This window comes from Paraburkholderia sp. MM6662-R1 (assembly GCF_050436245.1).
Lineage (GTDB): Bacteria > Pseudomonadota > Gammaproteobacteria > Burkholderiales > Burkholderiaceae > Paraburkholderia > Paraburkholderia tuberum.
The window spans coordinates 1437665-1461197 of record NZ_JBNDLV010000001.1; the positions used below are offsets into that span (position 1 = coordinate 1437665).

Genomic DNA, 23533 nt, shown 5'->3' on the forward strand with positions numbered 1-23533 from the left:
CGCACCGGTTCCACGATGTTCAATCCCAGCCGCGACGAAGTTCGCCTCTTTTTCACCGACACCTGGCGCAAACAGCGCCAGGGCGAGATTTTGACGCCGCTCGAGGCGATCGCCGCCGACTGGATCGTCGAGCATCCCGAATATCACGCCGATCTCGCCGATGGTCCCGCCGCCCAGGCGCAGGACTATTCGCCGGAGCGCGGCCTGACCAATCCGTTCCTGCACCTGTCGATGCACCTGGCGATCTCCGAGCAGTTGTCGATCGATCAGCCGCCCGGCATTCGAGCCGCGCATGAGCGGCTCGCCGCGCGCCTCGGCTCGACGCACGAGGCGCAGCACGCGATCATGGACTGCCTCGGCGAAACCATCTGGGAAGCGCAGCGCACCGGCACGCCGCCGGACACGGACGCGTATCTGCAGCGCATCGAACGGCGCGCGACGCGCGACTGAGGCGACTGGAAACGCCGGCGCGGCACGACGCCAGCATGTCGAGGTACGACGCCCTCAAAGCAAAACACCCCGCCAAGGCGGGGTGTTTTCCTTTTGAAGCTTCGGCGCGAAACCGGCGCCCGACGCTTACTTTTTCTGCACGAGGTCGCCTTTTAGCGATTCGATGTAAGCGGCGATGTCCTTCATGTCACTTAGCGAGAGGCTCTGCACCTGTGCCTGCATGATCGCGTTGTTGCGGCCGAGGTGTGGATTGGCAGTACCCATCTGGTACTGACGCAGCGCCCAGAAGACATAGTCGGCGTACTGACCGGCCAGCTTCGGATACTCCGGGCTCACCGGCTTGTTCAGGTTGGGACCGTGGCAGGCCGCGCAGTTGTGGCTGGCGGCGAGCACCTTACCGTTGCCGGCGTCGGCAGCGTGTGCTGCGTTCGCTGCGGCCAGACCGATGACCGCCGCCGCGCCGACCGCCTTGAATACCGTGTGGAGTGCCTGTTGGGGCTTGATCATGAAATCTCCTATCCCGCGAATTGGATGTGCTGGTGACCGACGCCGATCACTTGTCGGGATTGTTTTTCGAAGCGGCAGTTTGCGCTGCGTAGTACGCGGCGACATCGGCAATGTCCTGATCCGACAGCGTCACCGCGATCGCATGCATCGTGGCGAAATGGCGGTCGCCCTTCTTGTAGGCGCGCAGCGCGTTTTCGAGGTACGCCTGATTCTGGCCACCAAGCTTCGGCACGCGGAAAACCTCTGGATAAGCCGTGCGGTATTCGGGGATGCCGTGGCAGCCGCTACACATCGCGACCTTGTCCTGGCCCGCCTTGGCATTGCCTACGACATCCGCTGCCTGCGCATTGGCCGCATACCCCGCGAGCACCGACAGCGCTGCGATCACGACGTGTTTGCCGACGAATTTATTCATAGATGTAACCTGGCTTGAGGGGAAACGGGTGCCCACAAAGGCAGCGGTCCGCGCCGTTCTTCTTGTAGGGTAGCCACGCAGGCCAAAAAAATCGGGCTCATTGTACCGCGCCGCCGCGCCGAACGTCCACCAGACACGGGGGCCGCGCAACGCCCGCCGGGACGCGCGCCACGCCATGACCGCGGCGGCTTCGCAACGACGCCACAGCGGCACCGCCGCCGCGTCACTGCGCGGCTGACACCATACGTGAGCCGGTTTCAGGCCAACAGGCCTTCTGACTTATACTGGGTTTTTTCCCGCACAAGAGCATCTCGTCATGCGTTTCGAAGGCTCATCGCAGTACGTCGCCACCGACGACCTCAAGCTCGCGGTCAACGCCGCGATGACGCTCAAGCGTCCGCTGCTGATCAAGGGCGAACCCGGCACCGGCAAGACCATGCTCGCCGAGGAAGTCGCCGCCGCGCTCGGCATGCCGCTCTTGCAATGGCACATCAAGTCGACCACCAAGGCACAGCAGGGGCTGTACGAATACGACGCGGTGTCGCGTCTGCGCGATTCGCAGCTCGGCGACGAGCGCGTGAAGGACATCCGCAACTACATCGTCAAGGGCGTGCTGTGGCAGGCGTTCGAATCGGACGAGCAGAGCGTGCTGCTGATCGACGAGATCGACAAGGCCGACATCGAATTCCCGAACGACCTGCTGCGCGAACTCGACCGCATGGAGTTCTACGTGTACGAGACGCGCGAGCTGGTGCGCGCCAGACATCGCCCGCTCGTGATCATTACGTCGAACAACGAGAAGGAGTTGCCCGACGCGTTCCTGCGCCGCTGCTTCTTCCACTACATCAGGTTTCCGGATGCGACGACGATGCAGCAGATCGTCGACGTGCATTACCCCGGCATCAAGAAGGATCTGCTCGCCGCGGCGCTGCAGAGCTTCTTCGAGCTGCGCAACGTCGCGGGGCTGAAGAAGAAGCCGTCCACCTCCGAACTGCTCGACTGGCTCAAGCTGCTGCTCGCCGAAGACATTCCGCCCGAAGCACTGCGCTCGGCCGATCAGAAGCAGATCGTGCCGCCCCTGCACGGCGCGCTGCTGAAGAACGAACAGGACGTGAGCCTGTTCGAGCGGCTGCTGTTCATGAACCGCAACAACCGTTGAGCGGGCGCCGCGCCGCAGGACATCCAGCATGCTGATCGACTTTTTCTACTCGCTGCGCGCCGCCCGCCTGCCGGTCTCGGTGAAGGAATACCTGACGCTGCTCGAAGCGCTGAAGGCCAACGTGATCGCGCCGTCGCTCGACGAGTTCTACTACCTCTCGCGCATCACGCTCGTGAAGGACGAGCAGTACTTCGACAAGTTCGACCAGGCGTTCGGCGCCTTTTTCAACGGTGTCGCGGCGACCTCGGAGCTCGCGTTCGAGATTCCGCCCGACTGGCTGAAGAAGAAGCTGCAACGCGATCTATCGCCCGAGGAAAAGGCGCAGATCGAGGCGATGGGCGGCATCGACAAGCTGATGGAGCGCCTGAAGGAACTGTTCGACGAGCAGAAAGAGCGCCACGAGGGCGGCAACAAGTGGATCGGGACGGGCGGCACGTCGCCGTTCGGTCACGGCGGCTATAACCCCGAAGGCGTGCGCATCGGCGGCGACGCGGCCGGCAATCGCACGGCCGTCAAGATATGGGAAGCGCGCGCGTATCGCGACTACGACGACCAGGTCGAAATCGGCACGCGCAACATCAAGGTCGCGCTGCGACGGTTGCGCCGGTTCGCCCGCGAAGGCGCCGCGGAAGAACTCGACCTGCCCGACACGATCCGCAGCACCGCCGCGAACGCCGGCTGGCTCGATCTGAAGATGGTGCCCGAGCGGCACAACAACGTGAAGGTGCTGATGCTGCTCGACGTCGGCGGCTCGATGGACGATCACGTGAAGCGCACCGAGGAGCTGTTCTCCGCCGCGAAGGCCGAGTTCAAGCACCTCGAGTTCTACTACTTCCACAACTGCGTGTACGACTTCCTGTGGAAGCACAACCGCCGCCGCCACGCCGAGCGCACACCGACGTGGGACGTGCTGCACAAGTTCACGCCCGACTACAAGCTGATCTTCGTCGGCGACGCGACGATGAGCCCGTACGAAGTGTTGCAGCCCGGCGGCTCGGTCGAGTACAACAACGCCGAGGCCGGCGCGGTGTGGTTGCGCCGGCTCGCCGATCACTTCCCGCACTTCGCGTGGCTGAACCCGGAGCCGGAAGCGCTGTGGCCGTACCGGCAGTCGGTCAGCGCGATCCGCGAAGTGCTGGGCCACCGCATGTATCCGCTGACGCTCGCGGGCCTCGAGACGGCCATGCGGGTGCTGAGCAAGTAACGCCCGCCCAAGTAACGCCCGCCATTCCAGAATCCACGTCCCGACGCTTCAACTTCCACAACAAGAAAGCCTTCGCATGAGTTCGTCCCCGTCGCCCCAACTGTCCCCCGCCGCCACGTTGCCCAGGCGCTTCAATCCGCTCGCCGATACGTCGCTGTCGACGATCGTCGCGGGCTTCGTCGCGGCGATGACCGGTTACACGAGCTCGCTCGTGCTGATGTTTCAGGCGGGCCAGGCCGCGCATCTGAGCGACGCGCAGATTTCGTCGTGGATCTGGGCGCTGTCGATCGGCATGGGCCTGTGCACGATCGGCCTGTCGCTGCGCTTTCGTGCGCCGATCGTGATCGCGTGGTCGACGCCGGGCGCGGCGCTGCTGGTGTCGTCGCTGCCGCATGTCGAGTATGCGCAGGCGATCGGCGCATTCATCTTCTGCGCGGCGCTGCTGACGCTGGTCGGCGTCACCGGCTGGTTCGACGCGCTGATGAAGCGGATTCCGTCCGGCCTTGCGGCAGCGCTGCTCGCGGGCATCCTGTTCGAGATCGGCATCGAGATTTTCCGTGCCGCGCAGTACCAGACCGCGCTCGTGCTGACGATGTTCTTTACCTACCTGATCGTCAAACGGTTCGTGCCGCGTTATGCGATTCCGACCACGCTCGTGGCAGGCACCGCAGCCGCCGGCGGCCTCGGGCTGCTCGACTTCAGCCACTTTCACGTCGCGCTCGCGCACCCGGCGCTGACGATCCCGTCGTTTTCGGTGGCGGCTTGCGTGAGCATCGGCATTCCGCTGTTCGTGGTCGCGGTGGCCTCGCAGAACGTGCCGGGCATCGCGGTGCTGCGCGCCGACGGCTATACCACCCCGTCCGCGCCGCTGATCGCGACGACCGGCGTCGCGTCGCTGCTACTCGCGCCGTTCGGTTCTCACGGCATCAATCTTGCCGCGATCACGGCGGCGATCTGCACCGGCCCCGAAGCGCACGAAAACTCCGCCAGGCGCTACACAGCGGCCGTATGGGGCGGCATTTTCTATCTGCTCGCGGGCGTGTTCGGCGCGACGATCGCCGCGCTGTTCGCGGCGTTCCCGAAGGAGTTGGTCGTGTCGGTCGCGGCCCTCGCGCTGTTCGGCTCGATCATGAGCGGGCTCGCCAACGCGATGCAGGATACGAGGCAGCGCGAGGCGGCGCTCGTCACGTTCATGGTGACCGCCTCGGGACTCACGCTGCTGTCGATCGGCTCGGCGTTCTGGGGGCTCGTCGCGGGCGTGGTGACGCAAGTCGTGCTGAACGCGCGCCGCGTGTGAACGGATCGCCACGCCCGGCTGTCCATACGCGGTGTTCATACCGTCCTCGGCGATCCGCCATAGAATAGATGTATCCGGCAGCGTTTCCCAAGCCATCGTGGGACGCGCTGCGGCTTGACCCGCGGCCGCCGGCGCCGGCTGATTCCTCCTGCCGGCGCGGCGGCGTCCTCATTTCTCCTGAACCATGGCGCACACGCGCCCTGAAGGCCCGAACATGACAACCGCACTCGACCAACTCAAGCAATACACCACCGTGGTGGCCGACACCGGCGACTTCCAGCAGCTCGCGCAGTACAAGCCGCGCGATGCGACCACCAATCCGTCGCTGATTCTGAAGGCCGTGCAGAAAGACGACTACCGGCCGCTGCTCGAAAAGACCGTGAAGGCGCATGCGTCGAAGCCGCCCGGCGCGATCATCGACCAGTTGCTGATCGCCTTCGGCACCGAAATCCTGAAGATCATCCCGGGGCGGGTGTCGACCGAAGTCGACGCGCGCCTGTCGTTCGACGTCGAAGGCTCGATCGCGAAAGGCCGCGAGCTGATCGCGCTGTACAAGGAACACGGCATCGAGCGCGACCGCGTGCTGATCAAGCTCGCGTCGACGTGGGAAGGCGTGCGCGCGGCCGAGGTGCTGCAGAAGGAAGGCATCCACTGCAACATGACGCTGCTGTTCTCGCTCGTGCAGGCCGCCGCCGCCGCGGAAGCTGGCGCGCAGCTGATCTCGCCGTTCGTCGGCCGCATCTACGACTGGTACAAGAAGAACGCCGGCAGCGCGTGGAACGAAGCGAAAGACGGCGGCGCCAACGATCCGGGCGTCAAGTCGGTGCGCCACATCTACGCGTACTACAAGAAGTTCGGCTACAAGACCGAGGTGATGGGCGCGAGCTTTCGCGCGACCTCGCAGATTCTGGAACTGGCCGGCTGCGATCTGTTGACGATCAGCCCCGACCTGCTGCAGAAACTGCACGAGAGCACCGACAAGGTCGAACGCAAGCTGTCGCCGGAGACATCGCACGACGCGGACATCGAGCGCGTGCCGGTCGACGAGAAGTCGTTCCGCTTCCTCCTCAACGACGAAGCGATGGCGACCGAGAAGCTCTCCGAAGGCATCCGCACGTTCGCCGCGGACGCGGTGAAGCTGGAAAAGCTGATCGACACGATGCGCTGAGGCGCCGGAGGCGGCGGGCGTGGCTGGCTGAGTGGCGCTCACGCTCGCCGCGCGGCTCCGCGCGAGTCCCATCCATGACAGGCGGCGCTGGACCTCACGGTTCAGCGCCGCTTCTCGTTTACGCTGCGTCGCCACCGGCGACATAGCGTCACGATCGACGCGCCGCCACCGACTACAATCGACTCCACGCCCCTCCCCGCCGCCGCTGGCGAGGAACGACGGCGCCCGCCCAACGCCTGACCATGGAGACGATCATGTACGTTCAGCCCTATGTGTTCTTCAACGGCCGTTGCCAGGAAGCGCTCGATTACTACACCGACAAGCTCGGCGCCCAGGTGACCTTCAAGATGCTGTTCAAGGAAGCGCCGCCGGACGCGCACAATCCGCCACGCCCCGAACTCGCCGACAAGATCATGCACGCGAGCGTGCAGTTGGGCTCGAGCACGTGGATGGCTTCCGACGGCAACTGCGATCCGGCGGCCGGCCCGTTCAATGGCTTCAGTCTGTCGCTGACCGTCGATGACGGCGCGTCGGCGGAAAAATGCTTCAACGCGCTCGCCGATGGCGGCCAGGTCGTGATGCCGTTCCAGCAAACGTTCTGGAGCAAGGGCTTCGGAATGGTGGTGGACCGCTTCGGCATGATGTGGATGGTCACGCTGCCGCCGCAGGTTTGAGGCTTAGGGGCAGGCCAGCGCTAGCACCTACCTGCCACGCGTCGCCCGCTCGTGCCGCTCGATGTTCCAGTTCGGCTCGGTCTCCAGCAATAGCGCGCGCAACCGGTCTACCTGCTCCGCGAGCCGCTGACCGAGCCAGTACGGCCCTTGCCAGTCGGGCGGCAACGCGGTGGCCACGTCGCCGTGCCCCTTCGCGAGCGGCGCCGCGGCCGGAATGCCAAAGCGCGACGGACGGCCAAAACGCAGCCCGCGCGCGGTGGACAACAGGATCGCCCGCACGGCGCGCACCTCGGCGCCGCAATGCGCTGCGTAGGCGGTGCGCGCGGCGGCATCGGCGTTCATCAGCGGCCCCGTGGCAAGCAGTTCCAGCGAGCTGAGCACCGAGCGATGCAGCCGCTGGATCTCCTCGAGCCTCGACTGCGGCACGTCGATTTCCTTCGCGACCGACGGCATCAGCGAGCGCAGTTGCACGAGCCGCTTGTTGATCCGCAGGAAGCGCTTGATCTGCTCCTCCTCGGTGATCGTTTCGCCGTCGAGCAGCCGCGCGTAGATGCCCGCGCATTCGCGCAGATTGGCGGCGAGGCCGTAGCGCCACGAATACGTCGCGTGCAGCGGAAACGCGAACGAAAACGCCAGCGCGATGACGATACCGATCAGCACGTTCAGCGTGCGCCACAGGCCGACGTCGATCAGATTGTCGCCGTGGCCCGCGACGATGCACATCGTGATGGCGGTCAGGAGCCCGATATAGCCGGACGAGCCAATCGCGAACCACGCGCAGATCGACGCGATGATCGCCTCCAGCACATAGGTGAGCGGCAGCGAACCGATGAAGTGCTGTTGCACGATCAACAGGAGCCCGATCGATGCCCCGAGCAGCGTGCCGGCCGCGCGTTCGGCCGCTTTCTTGCGGATATTGCCGTGATGCTGCAAGCCGCCGATCACGACCAGCAGCGTTACCGACGACCAGATGCCGTGCGGAATATCGATGCCGGTCGTCGCGAGAATCGACACCAGCATCGCGAGGCCGACGCGCAGGCTATGCAGCACCTTGGCGTGCCGGTAGCGGTAGTACGGCGACGTGACCGCGCGCACCATCCGGCTGAGCGCCGCGCGGCGGGAAATCAAAGTGGGAGTATCGGCAGCAGCCATGGCGGCGCGCGGCGAACGCGTGAAAGGACGGTTCCGCTATCCTGCCCTGGAGTGCCCCGCAAACACAAACGCCCGCCAACTTCCGTCGGCGGGCGTTGCGTGTTTCAGAACGTGATTTGCAGCTGGAATCAGCCTTCGACGATGTCCAGGTAGTCCTCCGGACGCGTACGGTCCTCGGCGCGCTGCATGCCCACCGCGCGCACGACCAGGCTCACGACGACCGACACCACGAGGTTCACGACCAGCGACCACACGGCCGCATAGCCCGGAATCGCCATGCCGAACAGATGGATCGTGAAGATCGAGCTCGCGAGGTTCAACGAAATCGCCATCCACGTGCCGGTCGCGATACCTGCCGCCCAGCCGAGCAACAGACCCCGGTAGTCGAGCACGCGCGTGTAGAGACCCAGCACGATCGCCGGCAGCGTCTGGATGATCCAGATCCCGCCGAGCAGTTGCAACTGGATCGCGTACGTGAGCGGCAGACCGAGAATGAACGCCACCGCGCCGACCTTGACGATCAGCGACACCAGCTTCGCGACGTTGGTCTCCTGCTCGTGCGTCATGTTGCGGTTGACGAACTCCTTGTGCACGTTGCGCGTGTACAGATTCGCCGCCGCGATCGACATGATCGCCGCCGGCACCAGCGCGCCGATACCGATCGCCGCGAACGCGACGCCGACGAACCACGACGGGAAGAAGTGCAGGAACAGCGCCGGCACCGCGAAGTTCGGGCCGAAGGCCTTGAAGTACGGCGCGAACTCCGGCATGTCCTTCACGCCGGCCGCGAGCGCCATGAAGCCGAGCAGCGCGAGCAGGCCGAGCACCAGCGAATACGCCGGCAGCAACGCCATGTTGCGGCGGATCGTGTTGCCCGACTTCGACGACAGCACCGCGGTGATCGAGTGCGGATACAGGAACAGCGCGAGCGCCGAACCCACCGCGAGCGTCGCGTACGCGCTATAGCCGTTCAGGCTCGACACGTCCGGCGACTTCAGCAGCAGCTTGGCCGGCGGGACCGCGCCGAAGATATGGCCGAAGCCGCCCAGCTGCGGCGGAATCACGATGATCGCGGCGAAGATCGTCACGTAGATCAGGATGTCCTTGACGACCGCGATCATGGCCGGCGCGCGCAGGCCCGACGTGTACGTGTAGGCCGCGAGGATCGCGAATGCGATGATCAGCGGCAGATCGCCGACGAAGCCGGTCGTGTCGAAACCGAGCGCGCCGATCACCACTTCGATACCGACCAGTTGCAGCGCGATGTACGGCATCGTCGCGACGATGCCGGTCACCGCGACGGCGAGCGCGAGCATGCGGCTGCCGTAGCGGGCCGACACGAAGTCCGCCGAGGTCACGTAGCCGTGCCGCTTCGCGACGCTCCACAGCTTCGGGAACACGACGAACGCGAACGGATAGATCAGGATCGTGTACGGCAGCGCGAAGAAGCCCGTTGCGCCCGCACCGAACACGAGCGCCGGCACCGCGATGAACGTGTAGGCGGTGTACAGGTCGCCGCCAAGCAGGAACCACGTGACGATCGTGCCGAAGCGCCGGCCGCCCAGACCCCACTCTTCGATATGCGCGAGATCGCCGCGCCGCCAGTGGGCCGCGACGAAGCCGAGAATCGTGACGCCGATGAAAAACAGAACGAAGACGAAAGTTGCAATGGGGTTCATTATTGCGCGCCCCCGTTCGTGCGACCCGTATAGCGGGACCTGGTCTTCGAATAGACGAACGCGGTGATGACCGCGCTGATCAGCACCCACAGCAGCTGATACCAGTAGAAGAACGGGAAATCGAACAGCTGCGGCTCGATCCGGTTGTAGGACGGCACCCAGATCATCGCGATCCACGGTAGCAGCAATAGCCAGAGCCAGTGCTTGCTGGCTTTCTTCACGTCGGGGTCGTGAGCCATGACGTCTCCTGTTTCCTATTTAGAATTTATCTGCCCGCGGTCGACGGGAGGTGGGACTCTGCGGGTGGTCGTCCCGCGCTCAGCCACGGGCTCCCCGAAAGCTTCGAAAGAGTATAGGAGTGGCGAACTCCCGGTCAAGCAGGGACGACCCGAGGCGCGTCGGCGTCCAACAACGCGACGAAGCGCCAACGATGCAGTCTGGATGACGTTGCGGCGTAGACGTGAAAAAAATACCGGAAGCAAAGCGGCCGTGCCGACCGCTACGCCGGTACGGCCGCTTCATTCTCCGTGCGCTGATCAGATCGCAAACGATGCGCCCGTCTGCCCCGTCGATTCGCGCAGGCCCTTGATCCATTTGCGCGCCGGCAAGCCGAGCTCGGCTTCGATCAGCTTCGCGCGCGCCTCTAGCGCGGTGAACGGCACGTCGAGCGCGGGGCCCGAGAAGGCGATCGCGATACGGTTGCCGTCGTGCACTTCGGGCAGCGCGACGACGCGACCGTCGAAGGCTTCGTTCAGACGCTTCATGTTGCGCACGAAGCTCGGATGATCGCCGAACAGATTCACCGTGACGATGCCCGCGTCGGTCAGACACGCACGTGCCGCACGGTAAAAGCCGACGCTGTCGAGTACTGGGCCGCGCGCGGTCGCGTCGTAGACGTCGATCTGCAGCGCGCCGATGGTGCCGTGGTTCGCGCTCTCGTTGACGAAGTCCCACGCGTCGCTTTCATGCACGCTCAGACGCGCGTCGTCGGGCGGCAGTTCGAACATCGTGCGCGCGGCCACGACGACCGCCGGATTCAGTTCGACGGCCTCGACCTTCGCGCTCTTCAGGAAGCGGTGCGCGAACTTGGTCAGCGACGCGGCGCCGAGCCCGAGCTGCACGATGCGCTTCGGCGTTTCGAGGAATAGCAGCCAGGCCATCATCTGCTGCGCGTATTCGAGTTCGATGTGATCGGGCTTGCGCAGACGCATCGCGCCTTGCACCCATTCCGTGCCGAAATGCAGGTAGCGCACGCCGCCCTCTTCGGAGAACGTCACCGGTGCGAAGCGCGGCTTGCGCGGCGCTTCGATTTGCGGCGCTTCGATTTGCGGCGCGTCGTGTGCGTCGTGCTCGACGGTGCCGCCCGCGTTGCGCGTGGATTTGGGCGCCTTTTTGTGGGCCATTTGCTGTTTACCGCCGATGGCTTGGGCGTCGCGGTTACGGAAAGCGCGCGCCTCGGCCGAAGCGCGCTTGATCAGATTCGTCATGTAGGGATGTCGCGCGACAGGCGCAATATTTTTGGTCGAACGAGAGCATAGCATTCGCTGCGGTTCGCTCATTCAAATCAACCGCTCACAAACGGCTTTCAACGAACTCACTTTTGCGGCCGCTGGGTCGCGACCAACCTGCGCCATTACGCCACGCGCAAACGATTCACGTGGCGCTTTATCGCCGTTTTCCGTCACCAGCCGCAGCTTGCAGCGCATTTCCTCCTGGTGCAGCGCCCGGCGAGATCATCTATTCCGAGGGCTACTCGGGTGAGCCCGTGGTCTTTCTGATCACGGAAGGCAAGGTCGAACTTTCCACTCGCTGCGACGACATGAAGGTCGTCGATTCGTTCGATGTACTCAACCCGATCGCGCAGGGACTGCAAAAGGATGCGACGGGGAATGTGCTCGTCGAGGGGCATACCGACAGTGTGCCGATTTCGACCGCGAAGTATGCGTCCAACTGGGAGCTGTCGTCGGCTCGCGCGGGCGCCGTGGTCAGGTATCTGGTCGAGCGCGGGATCGAGCCGCATCGGCTGGCCGCGATCGGACGGGCGGACAATTTTCCGCTGGTCGCCGGCAATGACGCGGCGGCAAGAGCGGCCAACCGGCGGGTCGCGATCGTCGTGCAGTATTGAACGCGTTCGCCGGTAGCATTGGCCGCCCTTCCCTGCTACGAGCCGCCCGCCGGCGGCTCGTCTTCACATCACCTCACTTCACGCATCACGTCATTCGACGCGTACCGCCCCGAGCGCCTCGTTCAGCGTGCGGCTCGGCCGCATCACCTCTTCGAGCTTGTTGAAGTCCGGCTTGTAATAGCCGCCGATGTCCGCCGGCGCGCCCTGCACCGACGCGAGCTCCGCCACGATCACCTGCTCGTTGGCGGTCAGCTGCGTCGCGAGCGGCGCGAACTGCGCGGCGAGCGCGGCGTCGTCCGTTTGCGCGGCCAGCTCCTGCGCCCAGTACATCGCCAGATAGAACTGGCTGCCGCGATTGTCGAGCTCGCCCGTCTTCGGGCTCGGGCTGCGATTGTTGTCGAGCAGCTTGCCGGTTGCGGTGTCGAGCGTCTTCGCGAGGATCTTCGCCCGGTTGTTGCCGGTCTTGATGCCCAGTTCTTCGAGCGACGCCGCGAGCGCGAGGAACTCGCCGAGCGAGTCCCAACGCAGATGGTTCTCTTCGACGAGCTGCTTCACATGCTTCGGCGCCGAACCACCCGCGCCGGTCTCGTACATGCCGCCGCCCGCCATCAACGGCACGATCGACAGCATCTTCGCGCTCGTGCCCAGCTCCATGATCGGGAACAGGTCGGTCAGATAATCGCGCAGGATGTTGCCGGTGACCGAGATCGTATCGAGCCCGCGCACGACGCGCTCGAGCGTGTAACGCATCGCGCGCACCTGCGACATGATCTGGATGTCGAGGCCGGTGGTGTCGTAATCCTTCAGGTAGGCCTCGACCTTCCTGATCAGCTCCGCTTCGTGCGGGCGATACGGGTCGAGCCAGAACACCGCGGGCATGCCGGAATTGCGCACGCGCGTGACCGCGAGCTTGACCCAATCGCGGATCGCCGCGTCCTTCACCTCGCACATGCGCCAGATGTCGCCCTGCTCGACGTTCTGCGTGAGCAGCACCTCGCCGCTGGCTAGATCGACGATGCGCGCCTCGCCGTCTTCCGGCACTTCGAAGGTCTTGTCGTGCGAGCCGTATTCTTCCGCCTTCTGCGCCATCAGGCCGACGTTGGGCACGGTGCCCATCGTGACCGGATCGAACGCGCCGTTGGTCTTGCAGAAGTTGATGATCTCCTGGTAGATGCGCGCGAACGTGCTCTCCGGGATCACCGCCTTGGTGTCTTTCGGACGGCCGTCGGCGCCCCACATCTTGCCGCCGAGGCGAATCATCGCCGGCATCGACGCATCGACGATCACGTCGTTCGGCGCGTGCAGGTTCGAGATGCCCTTCGCCGAATCGACCATCGCCAGTTCCGGACGATGTTCGTGGCATGCGTGCAGGTCGCGGATCACCTCCTCGCGCTGCGATTCCGGCAGCGTCTCGAGCTTCTCGTACAGATTGACGAGGCCGTTGTTGACGTTCACGCCAAGTTCCTCGAACAGCTTGCCGTGCTTCGCGAACGCGTCCTTGTAGAACACCTTCACCGCGTGGCCGAAGACGATCGGGTGCGAGATCTTCATCATCGTCGCCTTCACGTGCAGCGACAGCATCATGCCGGTCTTGCGCGCATCTTCCATCTGGTCTTCATAGAACGCTAGCAGCGCCTTCCTGCTCATGAACATGCTGTCGATGATCTCGCCGTCCTGCAGCGCGACCTTCGGCTTCAGCACGATCGTCTTGCCGTTTTTCGTGACGAGTTCCATCTTCACGTCGCGCGCGCGATCGAGCGTCATCGATTTTTCGCCGTGATAGAAGTCGCCGTGCCGCATGTGCGCGACGTGCGTGCGCGACGCCATGCTCCATTCGGCCATGCTGTGCGGATGCTTGCGGGCGTAGTTCTTCACCGCGGCCGGCGCGCGACGGTCCGAGTTGCCCTCGCGCAGCACCGGGTTCACCGCGCTGCCGAGACACTTCGAGTAGCGCTGACGGATCGCCTTCTGTTCGTCGGTCTTCGGATCTTCCGGATAGTCGGGCACCTTGTAGCCCTTCGCCTGCAGTTCCCTGATCGCGCTCGTCAGTTGCGGCACCGATGCGCTGATGTTGGGCAGCTTGATGATGTTGGTGTCGGGTAACGAGGTCAGGCGACCGAGTTCCGCGAGGTTGTCGGGCACCCGCTGCGCTTCGGTCAGAAACTCGGGAAACTCACCGAGGATGCGGCCCGCGACCGAGATGTCGCTGGTCTCGACCTCGATGCCGGCCGGCCTGGTGAAGGTCCGGATGATCGGCAGGAACGCGGCCGTCGCAAGCAGCGGCGCCTCGTCGGTGAGGGTGTAGATGATGGTCGGTTGCTGGGTCGTCATTGCTAGGCTCTGGGCGGGCGGTTGAGAGGCATCTCGCACGTGATACGGGCAGGATGCGCAAACGTCGATCAGGAAAACGACAACGCTAGGACACAAACGCTGTGCGTGGCGGATGGCGACGCGGGGCCCTGGAACGCCAAAGCGGAACGATTAAGCGAACACGGCGGACTGCGTCGCGCAGCGGGTCGCACGGTTGGATTCTGCCTCATTTTTGGGCTGCCAGGAGAATTCGGAATGTGAACAACGGGAGCACGCATGGACACGGCAGAGCAAATGATGATCGCGGCTGACTGGATACGCGAAGCCGACGGCATTCTGATCACGGCAGGCGCAGGCATGGGCGTCGATTCCGGACTACCCGACTTTCGAGGCGATCACGGATTCTGGGCGGCTTATCCGGCGTTGAAGACCGGCGGAATCAATTTCCATGATATTGCCAATGGAACAGCCTTCCTGCGTGATCCGGTCCGCGCATGGGGTTTCTACGGCCATCGGCTCAACCTGGACCGGCGCGCCGTCCCGCACGCGGGTTTCGAGAGCTTGCGCCGCTGGGCATCGGCGAAAAGAAGCGGCGGGTTCGTATTCACCAGCAATGTCGATGGCCAGTTCCAGAAGGCCGGCTTCGCCGACGATCGCCTGTTCGAATGCCACGGATCGATCCATTTCCTGCAATGCGGACAGTCCTGCAGTACGCCTGAATAAATCAGAACCCGAATTTTCATCCGTCGCCCATTCCTCTCCCTGTTGTCGCCTGCTAGCGTGGCAGTCCCGACAGCTACGGAGAAGTTCGGAATGTCGTATCAACAGGATGCGGACGGCGTGCGCGTGGTGCTCAGCGCGCCGCAAATGGCGGCGGTACTGGCAAGGCAGTCAATCACCCAGACCGAAATGCTTTCCAACCGGCTATGGGGCGGGTTGCAAATCGTCGGTGGCGTGCTGGAAATGGTCGGCGCAAGTGCGTTGTGTGTGATCCCGGAACCGACCATGCTCACCAAGGCAGGGTGTGTCGTGTTCGGCGTACATGGTTCTGGTACGGCGGCGGCTGGTTTGCGTCAGGTCTGGACGGGCCAGGATACGGCCACATTGACCCAGCAGGGCACGACGAAGCTGGCCGAGGCAATGAAGGCAAGTGCTGACATAGCCAACAATATCGGCCTGTCACTTGACATGGTCGTGCCGTTCAGCTTTGCCGGGTCAATCAAGGCGGTGCGGGCTGCGCGTATCACGATGGGCGAGATCAACCTGAACATGCATGAAGCGAAGACGCTTCGCGGGGTTGGCGGGCATACACTTTTCAAGCATGTGGGAAAAGATGAGGCCTGGTTGCGACAAAGACTGAAAGATGAGCCGCGGATAAAAGCGGCGACATCATTTAAAGACCAGAAGACTGCCGAGAAAGCCATTTCGGAAGTGATGATGGGCGAAACTACCCGCATCAGATCCTGGTCTCAGTCTACGACGAGTGCTCCGTTGCGTTTAACAAGGCACATATCTGGGGACGTGGGTTACGGGGTTGTCAGGAAGACAGGACAATTTGCGAAAGGAAACAAGGTTTTGGTGGTACTTAAGCGGGAGATATACAATGGAATGCCCTATTACGTCCTGACGGCGTTCATCGACTTATGAGACGCAGTTATGAATGAAAATCCGCTGTACCCCGAACTAAACCAGCTCTTTGGTGTGTACCTTAACGAGGATTTTTCGTACTGGGGTAACACCATCAAAGTGATCATAGGTTGCTACAGAAGAGATAGTTCACAAGAGAGTTTAAGGAACATACTTGTTGAAATTGAAAACTTCGAGAGAGAGAACTTTAGCAATCTGGACGATGCATTCGAAGAGGCGTATGGCTCCCAGTTCGGCCCGGAGTTGTGGGGTTACACCACTGCTTCCTTCCTTGACGAATTGAAGCGGCTACTGAATGAGTAGGCAATTGCTCGGGACAGACTATAAAGAAGGCCCGCCATTGTCGCGGGCATTTTCACGCACGCGCCCCCCAACACGCAGACAGGGAGTGAAGGCTTATCGTATGGTTGACGGTGAGGAATATGGCAATCTGACGGGGTTGATTCGCTCTCGTTTCCACGAAGATTTTGACCTTTCGGAAACTCAGTAGAAGAACTCGTTTCTTCCTATACCGCGAAAATGTCAACGACTGACATTGACGCGCTTATGTCTGACATAGATTCATTCAAAGCCGACTATCCAGAGACGTTGGACTCAGAGTTCAAGGAGCGGTTTGGCCGCCAGTTCGATCCTGTTTTGTGGGGCTACACGACGGCTTCCTTCCTTGATGAAGTAAAACGATTACTGAGTGAGTAGGCAATTGCTCAGGACCGGACCCGCGACGAGAGACTGACGTCAGTCGCGCCATCGTGCATGCCAAGCGTGCGAACATTCGCACCGGTACAATCCTCCGATATCGTTGTTCCCGCAGATCTGCCAAACCAAGCCGGAGCGTGTGATGGACGGCGATACCCGGAAAGCCCAATCCGACTGGATTTCCCGTTCGGAATCCACCCACGGAGTCGAACGCATCGAAGCGTTTTTCCACGGCAACGCGTACTCCATGCATCGGCACGACACCTACGCGATCGGCCTGACCCTCGCCGGCGTCCAATGCTTCCACTACAGGCGCGGTTTGCGCACCAGCCTACCTGGACAGACGATGGTCCTGCATCCCGACGAAGTGCACGACGGTCAGGCCGGCACGAACGAGGGATTTCGTTATCAGATGATTTACGTGCAACCCGCTGCAATCCAGGAAGTCCTCGGCGGCCGCCCCCTGCCGTTCGTCGAAGGCGGCGTCACGACCGATCCGCGCCTGTTCGAAGCCACGCAGACAGCGCTGCGCCAGATGCGTGGCGACGCGGAGCCGCTCGAACGTGACGACGCGCTCGCCGGTCTCGCGCTCGCGCTGGATAACGCCTCGGGCGCGCGGCAGACGCGCAAGTCCGCGGATTTCGCGGCAGCGCAGCGAGCACGCGAATATCTGCACGCATCGTGCACGCACACCGTCACGCTCGATGAACTTGCCGTCGTCAGCGGGCAGGACCGCTGGAGCCTGTCGCGCGATTTCCGAACTTTTTATGGCACCAGCCCCTATCACTACCTGGTCATGCGCCGGCTCGAAGCCGCGCGCGCGATGATGCTGCGCGGCGTTTCCCTCGTGGACGCGGCGGCCGCAGCCGGCTTCGCCGACCAGAGCCACATGACCCGATATTTTCGCCACGCATACGGAATCCCGCCCGCACGTTGGCTCGCGATGACGAGCGATCGGCGCGCCGGCTAACGCAAGCTTGCACGATCGTTCAAGACACTCGCCGGCGGCGGGACTATGCTCTGTTCCAGGTATCACCCGAATGGAGCCACCATGCACAGCGATTCCCAGCCGACACCCGAGCAACGCGGCCAATACAAGACCATCAACCTGCTCGACAAGATCAGTCAGATCGACGACCACTGGCAGCCGCGCGTCGTGGCTGAAATGAATGACTATCAGTTCAAGGTCGTAAAGATAGCCGGCGATTTCGTCTGGCATCGGCATGCCGATACCGACGAGACGTTCATCGTCCTCGCAGGCCGGTTGCGCATCGACTTCCGCGACCGCTCGATCGAACTGTTTCCCGGAGAAATGGCGGTGGTACCAAAGGGAGTCGAGCACAAGCCGTATGCCGAGTCCGAGGTGAAGCTGCTGCTCATCGAACCGCGCGGCGTCGTCAATACCGGCGATACGACCAACGAAAGAACGGCCGAAAACGACGTATGGATCTGAGAGCCGCCATGCAAACGCCGCGGCCGATCGTTCGCGAAGCCGTTTTCCCCGCCGACACGCACAACCTCGTCGCCGTGATCCGCGAGTATGTCCGCTGGCTGGATATGGATCTGTCGTACCGTGGATTCGATGCAGAAATGGAGGAGTTCGAACACGTTTATACGCTGCCATCCGGCAAGTTCTTCGTCGCCGACGCCGGCGGCGAGCTCGCCGGTTGCGCGGGGCTGCTGCGCCATACGGCAGAGACTGCGGAAATCAAACGGCTCTATGTTCGTGAAGCATTCAGAGGGTTGTCGCTTGGCGAAACGCTGGTCACATCGGTGATCGGGAAAGCGAAGACATTGGGATTCTCGACGCTGGTTCTCGACACGGTTCCGCAAACCCGTTTTGCACAGCGCATCTACGAGCGGTTAGGGTTCGTCGAAACCGCGCCCTACTACGAGAATCCAGTCGAAGGCACACGGTTTCTTGCGCTCGATCTATGACCGCGAATGGCATCCTGTCGGTCGATCAGACCCAGGTTAGCCGTCGCCATATGTCCAGCTTTTGAGCGTATGAAACCGAGGCATGGGCGGGACTGCTCGATGGCAAACGGACAAGCCGATATTGCACTCCCCGCTCGCCCAACGCTTTCAGCCCGATTTTGGCCGCCGTCCCCCCGTTGAAGGCGATGGTAGCCAGTTTCGGCAGCGTATCGATCAGAGCAATCAGATCGTTGCTGGCATGGTCGCGAATCCGGCTATCCAGGCTTCCTGCTCGACGAGCCTCGGCAACGACATCCCATAGTCCGATATGGTGTTCGAGCAACGTCTCAAGACGTGTCGAATAGGCCATACCAACCAGATCCCGTTCTATCGCTTCACCGACCAGTAACCAGAATTTGTTCTGCGGGTGTGCGTAGTATTGGCCGTGAGCCAACGACACCTCGCCCGGCAAGCTACCGAGGATCAAGACCCGCGTATCGGCGTCGACGACAGGCGCAAAGCAACGCTTGAACGACATCAGCGGCTCCGCTCGTCGGCGCTACGCGGCACGCTGTGCGCACGCGACGCGGTGTGATCGAGCGGACGACCGTGCTCGCGCACCCGCGCGTGCCCGATATGCGCCGCGCCGGTGCCCGACGCGGCAGCGTGCGCGCGAGCGGCCGCGTCCAACGCACGCAAATGCTCCCACAGTGCCGGCAACATGCATTCGGTCACCATCAAAGGCGCGCCATGCCGCTCGAACACCGAGCGACGCGCCACCAGCGCATGCGGCGCATGCCGATCGCCGCCGTCGATTTCATGCGCGGCCAACCGATACAACGGATGCCGCTGCCCCACCCTGCGGCTCACCAGCGACGAACGCGCGACGCTGCTATCGCTATACAGCAACTCCGCGAGCGGCCGGGTGCGCAGCCGGCGCGTCGCCTGCCAGACGCCGACGCTCGCGGCACGCGGCGTCACGCTATGCGCGGCGACGAACGGCACGCCATCGACCGACAGCACCACTTCGCGCACCCACACCGGTGCGCGCGGCGCGAGTCCGAGCGCGGCGGCTTCGTCGGGCCACGGCAGCGCGACGGCTTCGCGAGTCACGCGCACCGCGACCGCGCCGAGCGCGCGCAGGTGCGCGGTCAGTGAACCGCCGCGGGTCAGCCAGTCTTTCTGGGCGGCGCTGAAAGTGGCCAAAGGCGCGACGCGCCAATGGGCATCGGCGGGATCGAAACGGATAGGCATGGTGTCGGATTATAGCGGCGTGCTCCGACGGTAATTTTTCGCGGCGACGACCGCGGCGATCGTGCGCGCTCCTTCAGGCAGGGGAGCCGACGCAAACCAGAAGGCAAAAAAAATGCGCTGCCGAAGCAGCGCATTTCTCAACTACCGGGCGTCAATCCAGCAACGACATCAACGCTTTCGGCTCACGCTCAACCCGCGCGCGACAGCAGCAACGCATTGGTCCGCTTCACGAAGCTCGCCGGATCTTCCAGCGCGCCGCCTTCGGCGAGCAGTGCCTGATCGAACAGCAGATGGCACCAGTCATCGAAATTCGCGCTATCGGCATGCAGACCCTTCACGAGGGCGTGCTCCGGATTCACTTCGAGAATTGGATGGAACTCTGGCGCCTGCTGGCCCGCGGCCTTCAGCATGCGCTGCAGGTAGCCGCTCATTTCGCCGTCGTCGGCAACGAGGCACGACGGCGAGTCGGTCAGGCGGAACGTCAGACGCACGTCCTTCGCCTTGTCCTTCAACGCTTCCTTCATCTTCTCGACGAGCGGCTTGAACGCTTCGCCGATCTTCTCCTGCGCCACTTTTTCCTCGTCGTTCAGCGCGCCGAGATCGAGGTCGCCGCGCGCGACGCTTTGCAGCGGCTTGCCGTCGAATTCGTTGAGGAACGACAGCATCCATTCATCGACGCGATCGGTCAGCAACAGCACTTCGACGCCCTTCTTGCGGAACACTTCGAGATGCGGGCTGTTCGACGCGGCCTGCCACGTGTCGGCGGTCACGTAGTAGATCTTCGTCTGCTCGGGCTTCATGCGAGCGACGTAGTCGGCCAGCGACACGGTCTGCTCGGCCGTGCCCGTATGCGTCGTCGCAAAGCGCACGAGCTTCGCGACGCGCTCGCGATTGGCGAAGTCCTCGCCGATGCCTTCCTTCAGCACCTGGCCGAACTCCTTCCAGAAGCCGGCGTACTTTTCCTTATCGGCGTCGTTGTCCGCGTTGGCCAGTTCTTCCAGCATCGACAGCGCGCGCTTGGTCACGCCTTCGCGGATCGCCTTCACGTCGCGGCTTTCCTGCAGGATTTCGCGCGACACGTTGAGCGGCAGATCGGCCGAATCGACCACACCCTTCACGAAGCGCAGGTACGTGGGCAGCAGTTGCTCGGCGTCGTCCATGATGAACACGCGCTTCACGTACAGCTTCAGTCCGCCGCGCTGCTCGCGGTTCCACAGATCGAACGGCGCGTGCGCCGGCACGTACAGCAGTTGCGTGTACTCGCTGCGGCCTTCGACGCGGTTATGCGTCCACGTCAGCGGATCTTGATGATCGTGCGAGATGTGCTGGTAGAACTGCTTGTATTGCTCGTCGGTGATGTCGTTCTTCGAACGGGTCCACAGCGCGCTCGCCTGGTTGACGGTCTCGTCCTCGTCCTTCGTGACCATCTCGCTCTTTTCCGCGTCCCACTCTTCCTTCTTCATCAGGATCGGCAGCGCGACGTGGTCCGAGTACTTCTGGATGATCGACTTCAGCCGATACGACGACAGCAGTTCGTCCTCATCGGCACGCAGATGCAGCGTGATGGTCGTGCCGCGCGCGGCGCGCTCGATCGTCTCGACCGCGAAATCGCCTTCGCCCGCGCTTTCCCAGCGCACGCCTTCCGAGGCCGGCAAACCGGCGCGGCGCGTCTCGACGGTGATCTTGTCCGCGACGATGAAGCCCGAGTAGAAGCCCACGCCAAACTGGCCGATCAGCGCCGCGTCCTTCTGCTGGTCGCCCGACAGCTTGCCGAAGAATTCCCTAGTGCCCGAACGCGCGATCGTGCCGAGGTGCGCGATCGTCTCGTCGCGGCTCATGCCGATGCCGTTGTCGTCGATCGTGATGGTGCGCGCGGCCTTGTCGAACGACACCCGAATCTGCAGGTTCGGATCGTTCTCGTACAGCGCGCTGTTTTCGATCGCCTCGAAGCGCAGCTTGTCGGCCGCGTCGGACGCGTTCGAAATCAGCTCGCGCAGAAAGATTTCCTTGTTGCTGTACAGCGAATGGATCATCAGTTGCAGAAGTTGCTTCACTTCTGCCTGAAAGCTCATGGTTTCTTGTGCCATGGTCGGACTTCCTCTCTGTTGCGAATTGGGGGATGAGCGGCGGCCGAAGCGGATTCCAACCGCGGTTCGGGCTCGCCGTGCCGGAGCGCCGGACCGCCGGATCGTCCGCGCAAATGGGGACGCTCCGGCGCGGTTTCAAGAGGCCCGGCGCGCGACGCCGTCGAGATAACGGCTTAGGAACGCCGGTAATTCAGGATCGCCGCAATTGGCGATGTTGAAGCGCATCCACGTGCTCGGCGACTGCTGCGGCGAAAACAGCCCGCCCGGCGTCAGCAGATAGCCGGCTTCGTGCCCGGCCGCGGCGAGCGCGCCTGCGTCGACGCCGGTGTCGGCCCACAGGAACATCCCGGCCGTCGGCGTCAGAAACAGCTTCATGCCGGTCTTCTCGATCATCCGCACGGCCTTCTCGCGCACGCCGTCGAGCCGTGCGCGAATGCGCTCGACGTGCCGCCGGTAGTGGCCCTCGGTCAGGATCTTGTAGATCACGCGCTCGTTCAACTCCGGGCTCGTCATGCCGACCAGCATCTTCTGATTGGCGACCACCATCGCGACCTCTGCCGCGCATGCGATGAAACCGACGCGCAGATTCGGCGCAAGCGTCTTCGAGAAACTGCCGAGGTAGATCACGCGCTTTAGCTGATCGAGGCTCGCGAGCCGCGTACCCGCGTAGCTGGGCGGGCACAGGTCGCCGTAGATGTCGTCCTCCACGACGATGAAGTCGTACGCCTCGGCAAGCCGCAGGATGCGGAACGCCTGCGCGGCGCTCAGCGAGGTGCCGGTCGGGTTCTGCAGCACCGAGTTGATCACCAGCATTTTGGGCCGCCATTCCTGGACCAGCGCTTCGAGCGCGTCGAGATCGGGGCCGTCCGGTGTGTACGGCATGCCGACGAGCCGCGCGCCCTGCGACGCGAAGCAGCCGAACATCTGGAACCACGCCGGATCGCCGACGATCACCGCATCACCCGGCTTCACGTAGATGCGCGAAATGAGGTCGATCGCCTGGGTGACGCCCGACACCATCACGATCTGCTCGGGCGACGCGCCGATCTCCAACTCCTCGAGCCGCGTCTGCAACTGCTGACGCAGCGGCAGGAAACCTTGCGCGGTGCCGATGCCGAGCATCTGCATGCCGCTTTGCCGGCCGAGCGTGCGCAGCGCGTTGGTGATCAGGTCGCCGTCGAGCCAGCGGGCCGGCAGATAGCCGAGGCCCGGGCTGCGCTCGGGCCGCGCGCCGGTGTGCAGCATGTTGCGCAGCAGCCAGACGACGTCGATATTGGCCGGCGCCGGCAGCGTCTCGGCGCGCGGGTGCAGCTCGGAGACCGTCGCCGCGCCGCCCTGGCGCTCGCGCACATAGAAGCCGGAGCCGCGCCGCGACTCCAGAAAACCCTGCGCGACGAGCCGCTCGTACGCTTCGACCACCGTGAAGCGCGACACGCCCTTGTCGAGCGCGAGCTTGCGGATCGACGGCATGCGCATGCCGGGGCGGAACACGCGCTCCTCGATGCGGCGCCGCGCCCATTGGACGAGCTGTTCGACCAGCGTCAACGACGCGGTGTCGTGCGGGGCGGGAATCTGGGTAAGCGGGACGGACATGACGGACTCCAACTGTACCGAACAGTATCGCGCCGATTGTACCGTTACTGTGCAGGTCACGGCCGTTACATTTGAATCCAGCGCGGCTGGTGACACCATGTAAATCCATACGTATGGCCCGCCGATCCGGCAAACGGTTATGCTTACGGCCCCGGCAGCGCTGCCCACAAGCGTGGCGCGCAACTGGCCCTTGCACAGA

The 23533-nt window shown here is 63.4% G+C and carries 24 protein-coding genes and 2 pseudogenes; 14 read left to right on the forward strand and 12 right to left on the reverse strand.

Annotated elements, in window-relative coordinates; genetic code table 11:
* The first annotated feature begins 15 nt into the window (after window positions 1-15).
* Window positions 16-450, forward strand: coding sequence for a DUF1841 family protein (locus tag OKW39_RS06815; protein ID WP_429362008.1), 435 nt, complete (start codon window positions 16-18; stop codon window positions 448-450).
* Between the two features lie 126 nt (window positions 451-576).
* Here the strand turns inward: OKW39_RS06815 and OKW39_RS06820 are convergent, their stop codons facing one another.
* Together OKW39_RS06820 and OKW39_RS06825 are read right to left on the reverse strand one after the other, a co-directional pair.
* Window positions 577-957: a c-type cytochrome gene (locus OKW39_RS06820; RefSeq protein WP_429335989.1), complete on the reverse strand. Its 381-nt coding sequence runs from the start codon at window positions 955-957 to the stop codon at window positions 577-579.
* Between the two features lie 46 nt (window positions 958-1003).
* Complete coding sequence (locus tag OKW39_RS06825) at window positions 1004-1372, reverse strand: c-type cytochrome (RefSeq protein ID WP_090803639.1); 369 nt, start codon at window positions 1370-1372, stop codon at window positions 1004-1006.
* A gap of 316 nt (window positions 1373-1688) precedes the next feature.
* Here OKW39_RS06825 and OKW39_RS06830 point away from each other — a divergent pair, with 316 nt between their 5' ends.
* The 5 genes from OKW39_RS06830 to OKW39_RS06850 all read left to right on the forward strand — a co-directional run bounded on the left by OKW39_RS06830 (window position 1689) and on the right by OKW39_RS06850 (window position 6874).
* A complete protein-coding gene (locus tag OKW39_RS06830) occupies window positions 1689-2531 on the forward strand; it encodes an AAA family ATPase (protein WP_090803635.1) in 843 nt (280 codons plus the stop codon).
* Window positions 2532-2559: 28 nt separating this feature from the next.
* Complete coding sequence (locus OKW39_RS06835) at window positions 2560-3735, forward strand: vWA domain-containing protein (RefSeq protein WP_429562314.1); 1176 nt, start codon at window positions 2560-2562, stop codon at window positions 3733-3735.
* 76 nt (window positions 3736-3811) lie between these two features.
* The gene (locus OKW39_RS06840; RefSeq protein ID WP_429562315.1) at window positions 3812-5032 is read left to right on the forward strand and encodes a benzoate/H(+) symporter BenE family transporter; all 1221 of its coding nucleotides are present in this window, start codon (window positions 3812-3814) and stop codon (window positions 5030-5032) included.
* A 214-nt stretch (window positions 5033-5246) separates the two neighbouring features.
* Window positions 5247-6200 carry a transaldolase gene (gene tal / locus OKW39_RS06845; RefSeq protein ID WP_429562316.1) on the forward strand — a complete coding sequence of 318 codons (954 nt, stop codon included), beginning with the start codon at window positions 5247-5249 and terminating at the stop codon, window positions 6198-6200.
* A 254-nt stretch (window positions 6201-6454) separates the two neighbouring features.
* Window positions 6455-6874: a VOC family protein gene (locus OKW39_RS06850; protein WP_090805641.1), complete on the forward strand. Its 420-nt coding sequence runs from the start codon at window positions 6455-6457 to the stop codon at window positions 6872-6874.
* Window positions 6875-6901: 27 nt separating this feature from the next.
* Here the strand turns inward: OKW39_RS06850 and OKW39_RS06855 are convergent, their stop codons facing one another.
* The 5 genes from OKW39_RS06855 to OKW39_RS06875 form a co-directional block, all read right to left on the reverse strand.
* A complete protein-coding gene (locus OKW39_RS06855; protein WP_184059459.1) occupies window positions 6902-8026 on the reverse strand; it encodes an FUSC family protein in 1125 nt (374 codons plus the stop codon).
* 128 nt (window positions 8027-8154) lie between these two features.
* A complete protein-coding gene (gene mctP, locus OKW39_RS06860; protein WP_429335987.1) occupies window positions 8155-9705 on the reverse strand; it encodes a monocarboxylate uptake permease MctP in 1551 nt (516 codons plus the stop codon).
* Window positions 9705-9944 carry a DUF3311 domain-containing protein gene (locus OKW39_RS06865; RefSeq protein WP_429335986.1) on the reverse strand — a complete coding sequence of 80 codons (240 nt, stop codon included), beginning with the start codon at window positions 9942-9944 and terminating at the stop codon, window positions 9705-9707. The genes mctP and OKW39_RS06865 overlap by 1 nt, the downstream gene beginning before the upstream one ends.
* Before the next feature lie 297 nt (window positions 9945-10241).
* Entirely contained in the window at window positions 10242-11192 is a 951-nt protein-coding gene (locus OKW39_RS06870) for a spermidine synthase (protein WP_429362015.1), read from the reverse strand.
* A gap of 72 nt (window positions 11193-11264) precedes the next feature.
* Window positions 11265-11411: a hypothetical protein gene (locus OKW39_RS06875; protein ID WP_429335984.1), complete on the reverse strand. Its 147-nt coding sequence runs from the start codon at window positions 11409-11411 to the stop codon at window positions 11265-11267.
* Between the two features lie 125 nt (window positions 11412-11536).
* Here OKW39_RS06875 and OKW39_RS06880 point away from each other — a divergent pair.
* Window positions 11537-11830 (forward strand): annotated as a pseudogene (locus OKW39_RS06880) (OmpA/MotB family protein); the annotation flags it as partial.
* Window positions 11831-11920: 90 nt separating this feature from the next.
* Here the strand turns inward: OKW39_RS06880 and OKW39_RS06885 are convergent.
* Window positions 11921-14161, reverse strand: coding sequence for an NADP-dependent isocitrate dehydrogenase (locus tag OKW39_RS06885; RefSeq protein ID WP_187611030.1), 2241 nt, complete (start codon window positions 14159-14161; stop codon window positions 11921-11923).
* Between the two features lie 255 nt (window positions 14162-14416).
* Here OKW39_RS06885 and OKW39_RS06890 point away from each other — a divergent pair.
* The 7 genes and pseudogenes from OKW39_RS06890 to OKW39_RS06920 all read left to right on the forward strand — a co-directional run.
* Window positions 14417-14848, forward strand: a pseudogene (locus tag OKW39_RS06890) (SIR2 family NAD-dependent protein deacylase); the annotation flags it as partial.
* 105 nt (window positions 14849-14953) lie between these two features.
* Window positions 14954-15787: an RNase A-like domain-containing protein gene (locus OKW39_RS06895; protein WP_429562317.1), complete on the forward strand. Its 834-nt coding sequence runs from the start codon at window positions 14954-14956 to the stop codon at window positions 15785-15787.
* Between the two features lie 9 nt (window positions 15788-15796).
* On the forward strand, window positions 15797-16090 hold the full coding sequence (locus OKW39_RS06900; RefSeq protein ID WP_429356823.1) for a contact-dependent growth inhibition system immunity protein: 294 nt from the start codon (window positions 15797-15799) through the stop codon (window positions 16088-16090).
* Window positions 16091-16306: 216 nt separating this feature from the next.
* Window positions 16307-16483, forward strand: a complete 177-nt coding sequence (locus tag OKW39_RS06905; protein ID WP_429562318.1) for a contact-dependent growth inhibition system immunity protein — start codon at window positions 16307-16309, stop codon at window positions 16481-16483.
* Between the two features lie 142 nt (window positions 16484-16625).
* On the forward strand, window positions 16626-17453 hold the full coding sequence (locus OKW39_RS06910) for an AraC family transcriptional regulator (protein ID WP_429562319.1): 828 nt from the start codon (window positions 16626-16628) through the stop codon (window positions 17451-17453).
* Between the two features lie 81 nt (window positions 17454-17534).
* Window positions 17535-17936, forward strand: a complete 402-nt coding sequence (locus OKW39_RS06915) for a cupin domain-containing protein (RefSeq protein WP_184009588.1) — start codon at window positions 17535-17537, stop codon at window positions 17934-17936.
* Window positions 17927-18421: a GNAT family N-acetyltransferase gene (locus OKW39_RS06920; RefSeq protein ID WP_429562320.1), complete on the forward strand. Its 495-nt coding sequence runs from the start codon at window positions 17927-17929 to the stop codon at window positions 18419-18421. The genes OKW39_RS06915 and OKW39_RS06920 overlap by 10 nt, the downstream gene beginning before the upstream one ends.
* A gap of 25 nt (window positions 18422-18446) precedes the next feature.
* Here OKW39_RS06920 and OKW39_RS06925 read toward each other — a convergent pair whose 3' ends face one another.
* The 4 genes from OKW39_RS06925 to OKW39_RS06940 all read right to left on the reverse strand — a co-directional run bounded on the left by OKW39_RS06925 (window position 18447) and on the right by OKW39_RS06940 (window position 23334).
* The gene (locus OKW39_RS06925) at window positions 18447-18938 is read right to left on the reverse strand and encodes a DNA-deoxyinosine glycosylase (RefSeq protein WP_429562321.1); all 492 of its coding nucleotides are present in this window, start codon (window positions 18936-18938) and stop codon (window positions 18447-18449) included.
* Window positions 18938-19654 (reverse strand): chorismate--pyruvate lyase family protein, encoded by a 717-nt coding sequence (locus tag OKW39_RS06930; RefSeq protein ID WP_429562322.1) that lies wholly within the window; start codon window positions 19652-19654, stop codon window positions 18938-18940. Before OKW39_RS06930 ends, OKW39_RS06925 begins: the two co-directional genes overlap by 1 nt.
* A 188-nt stretch (window positions 19655-19842) precedes the next feature.
* Window positions 19843-21741 carry a molecular chaperone HtpG gene (gene htpG, locus OKW39_RS06935; RefSeq protein WP_429562323.1) on the reverse strand — a complete coding sequence of 633 codons (1899 nt, stop codon included), beginning with the start codon at window positions 21739-21741 and terminating at the stop codon, window positions 19843-19845.
* A 135-nt stretch (window positions 21742-21876) separates the two neighbouring features.
* Window positions 21877-23334 (reverse strand): PLP-dependent aminotransferase family protein, encoded by a 1458-nt coding sequence (locus tag OKW39_RS06940; RefSeq protein WP_184059480.1) that lies wholly within the window; start codon window positions 23332-23334, stop codon window positions 21877-21879.
* Window positions 23335-23533: the final 199 nt, after the last annotated feature.

Coding starts and splice junctions, on each gene's coding strand:
- OKW39_RS06925 (WP_429562321.1), bottom strand. CDS start 18,938: ATGTCGTTCAAGCGTTGCTTTGCGCCTGTCGTCGACGCCGATACGCGG.
- OKW39_RS06815 (WP_429362008.1), top strand. CDS start 16: ATGTTCAATCCCAGCCGCGACGAAGTTCGCCTCTTTTTCACCGACACC.
- OKW39_RS06825 (WP_090803639.1), bottom strand. CDS start 1,372: ATGAATAAATTCGTCGGCAAACACGTCGTGATCGCAGCGCTGTCGGTG.
- tal (WP_429562316.1), top strand. CDS start 5,247: ATGACAACCGCACTCGACCAACTCAAGCAATACACCACCGTGGTGGCC.
- OKW39_RS06870 (WP_429362015.1), bottom strand. CDS start 11,192: ATGACGAATCTGATCAAGCGCGCTTCGGCCGAGGCGCGCGCTTTCCGT.
- OKW39_RS06885 (WP_187611030.1), bottom strand. CDS start 14,161: ATGACGACCCAGCAACCGACCATCATCTACACCCTCACCGACGAGGCG.
- OKW39_RS06910 (WP_429562319.1), top strand. CDS start 16,626: ATGGACGGCGATACCCGGAAAGCCCAATCCGACTGGATTTCCCGTTCG.
- OKW39_RS06915 (WP_184009588.1), top strand. CDS start 17,535: ATGCACAGCGATTCCCAGCCGACACCCGAGCAACGCGGCCAATACAAG.
- OKW39_RS06930 (WP_429562322.1), bottom strand. CDS start 19,654: ATGCCTATCCGTTTCGATCCCGCCGATGCCCATTGGCGCGTCGCGCCT.
- OKW39_RS06830 (WP_090803635.1), top strand. CDS start 1,689: ATGCGTTTCGAAGGCTCATCGCAGTACGTCGCCACCGACGACCTCAAG.
- mctP (WP_429335987.1), bottom strand. CDS start 9,705: ATGAACCCCATTGCAACTTTCGTCTTCGTTCTGTTTTTCATCGGCGTC.
- OKW39_RS06820 (WP_429335989.1), bottom strand. CDS start 957: ATGATCAAGCCCCAACAGGCACTCCACACGGTATTCAAGGCGGTCGGC.
- OKW39_RS06920 (WP_429562320.1), top strand. CDS start 17,927: ATGGATCTGAGAGCCGCCATGCAAACGCCGCGGCCGATCGTTCGCGAA.
- OKW39_RS06900 (WP_429356823.1), top strand. CDS start 15,797: ATGAATGAAAATCCGCTGTACCCCGAACTAAACCAGCTCTTTGGTGTG.
- OKW39_RS06850 (WP_090805641.1), top strand. CDS start 6,455: ATGTACGTTCAGCCCTATGTGTTCTTCAACGGCCGTTGCCAGGAAGCG.
- OKW39_RS06905 (WP_429562318.1), top strand. CDS start 16,307: ATGTCAACGACTGACATTGACGCGCTTATGTCTGACATAGATTCATTC.
- OKW39_RS06855 (WP_184059459.1), bottom strand. CDS start 8,026: ATGGCTGCTGCCGATACTCCCACTTTGATTTCCCGCCGCGCGGCGCTC.
- OKW39_RS06895 (WP_429562317.1), top strand. CDS start 14,954: ATGTCGTATCAACAGGATGCGGACGGCGTGCGCGTGGTGCTCAGCGCG.
- OKW39_RS06840 (WP_429562315.1), top strand. CDS start 3,812: ATGAGTTCGTCCCCGTCGCCCCAACTGTCCCCCGCCGCCACGTTGCCC.
- OKW39_RS06835 (WP_429562314.1), top strand. CDS start 2,560: ATGCTGATCGACTTTTTCTACTCGCTGCGCGCCGCCCGCCTGCCGGTC.
- OKW39_RS06865 (WP_429335986.1), bottom strand. CDS start 9,944: ATGGCTCACGACCCCGACGTGAAGAAAGCCAGCAAGCACTGGCTCTGG.
- htpG (WP_429562323.1), bottom strand. CDS start 21,741: ATGGCACAAGAAACCATGAGCTTTCAGGCAGAAGTGAAGCAACTTCTG.
- OKW39_RS06875 (WP_429335984.1), bottom strand. CDS start 11,411: ATGCGCTGCAAGCTGCGGCTGGTGACGGAAAACGGCGATAAAGCGCCA.
- OKW39_RS06940 (WP_184059480.1), bottom strand. CDS start 23,334: ATGTCCGTCCCGCTTACCCAGATTCCCGCCCCGCACGACACCGCGTCG.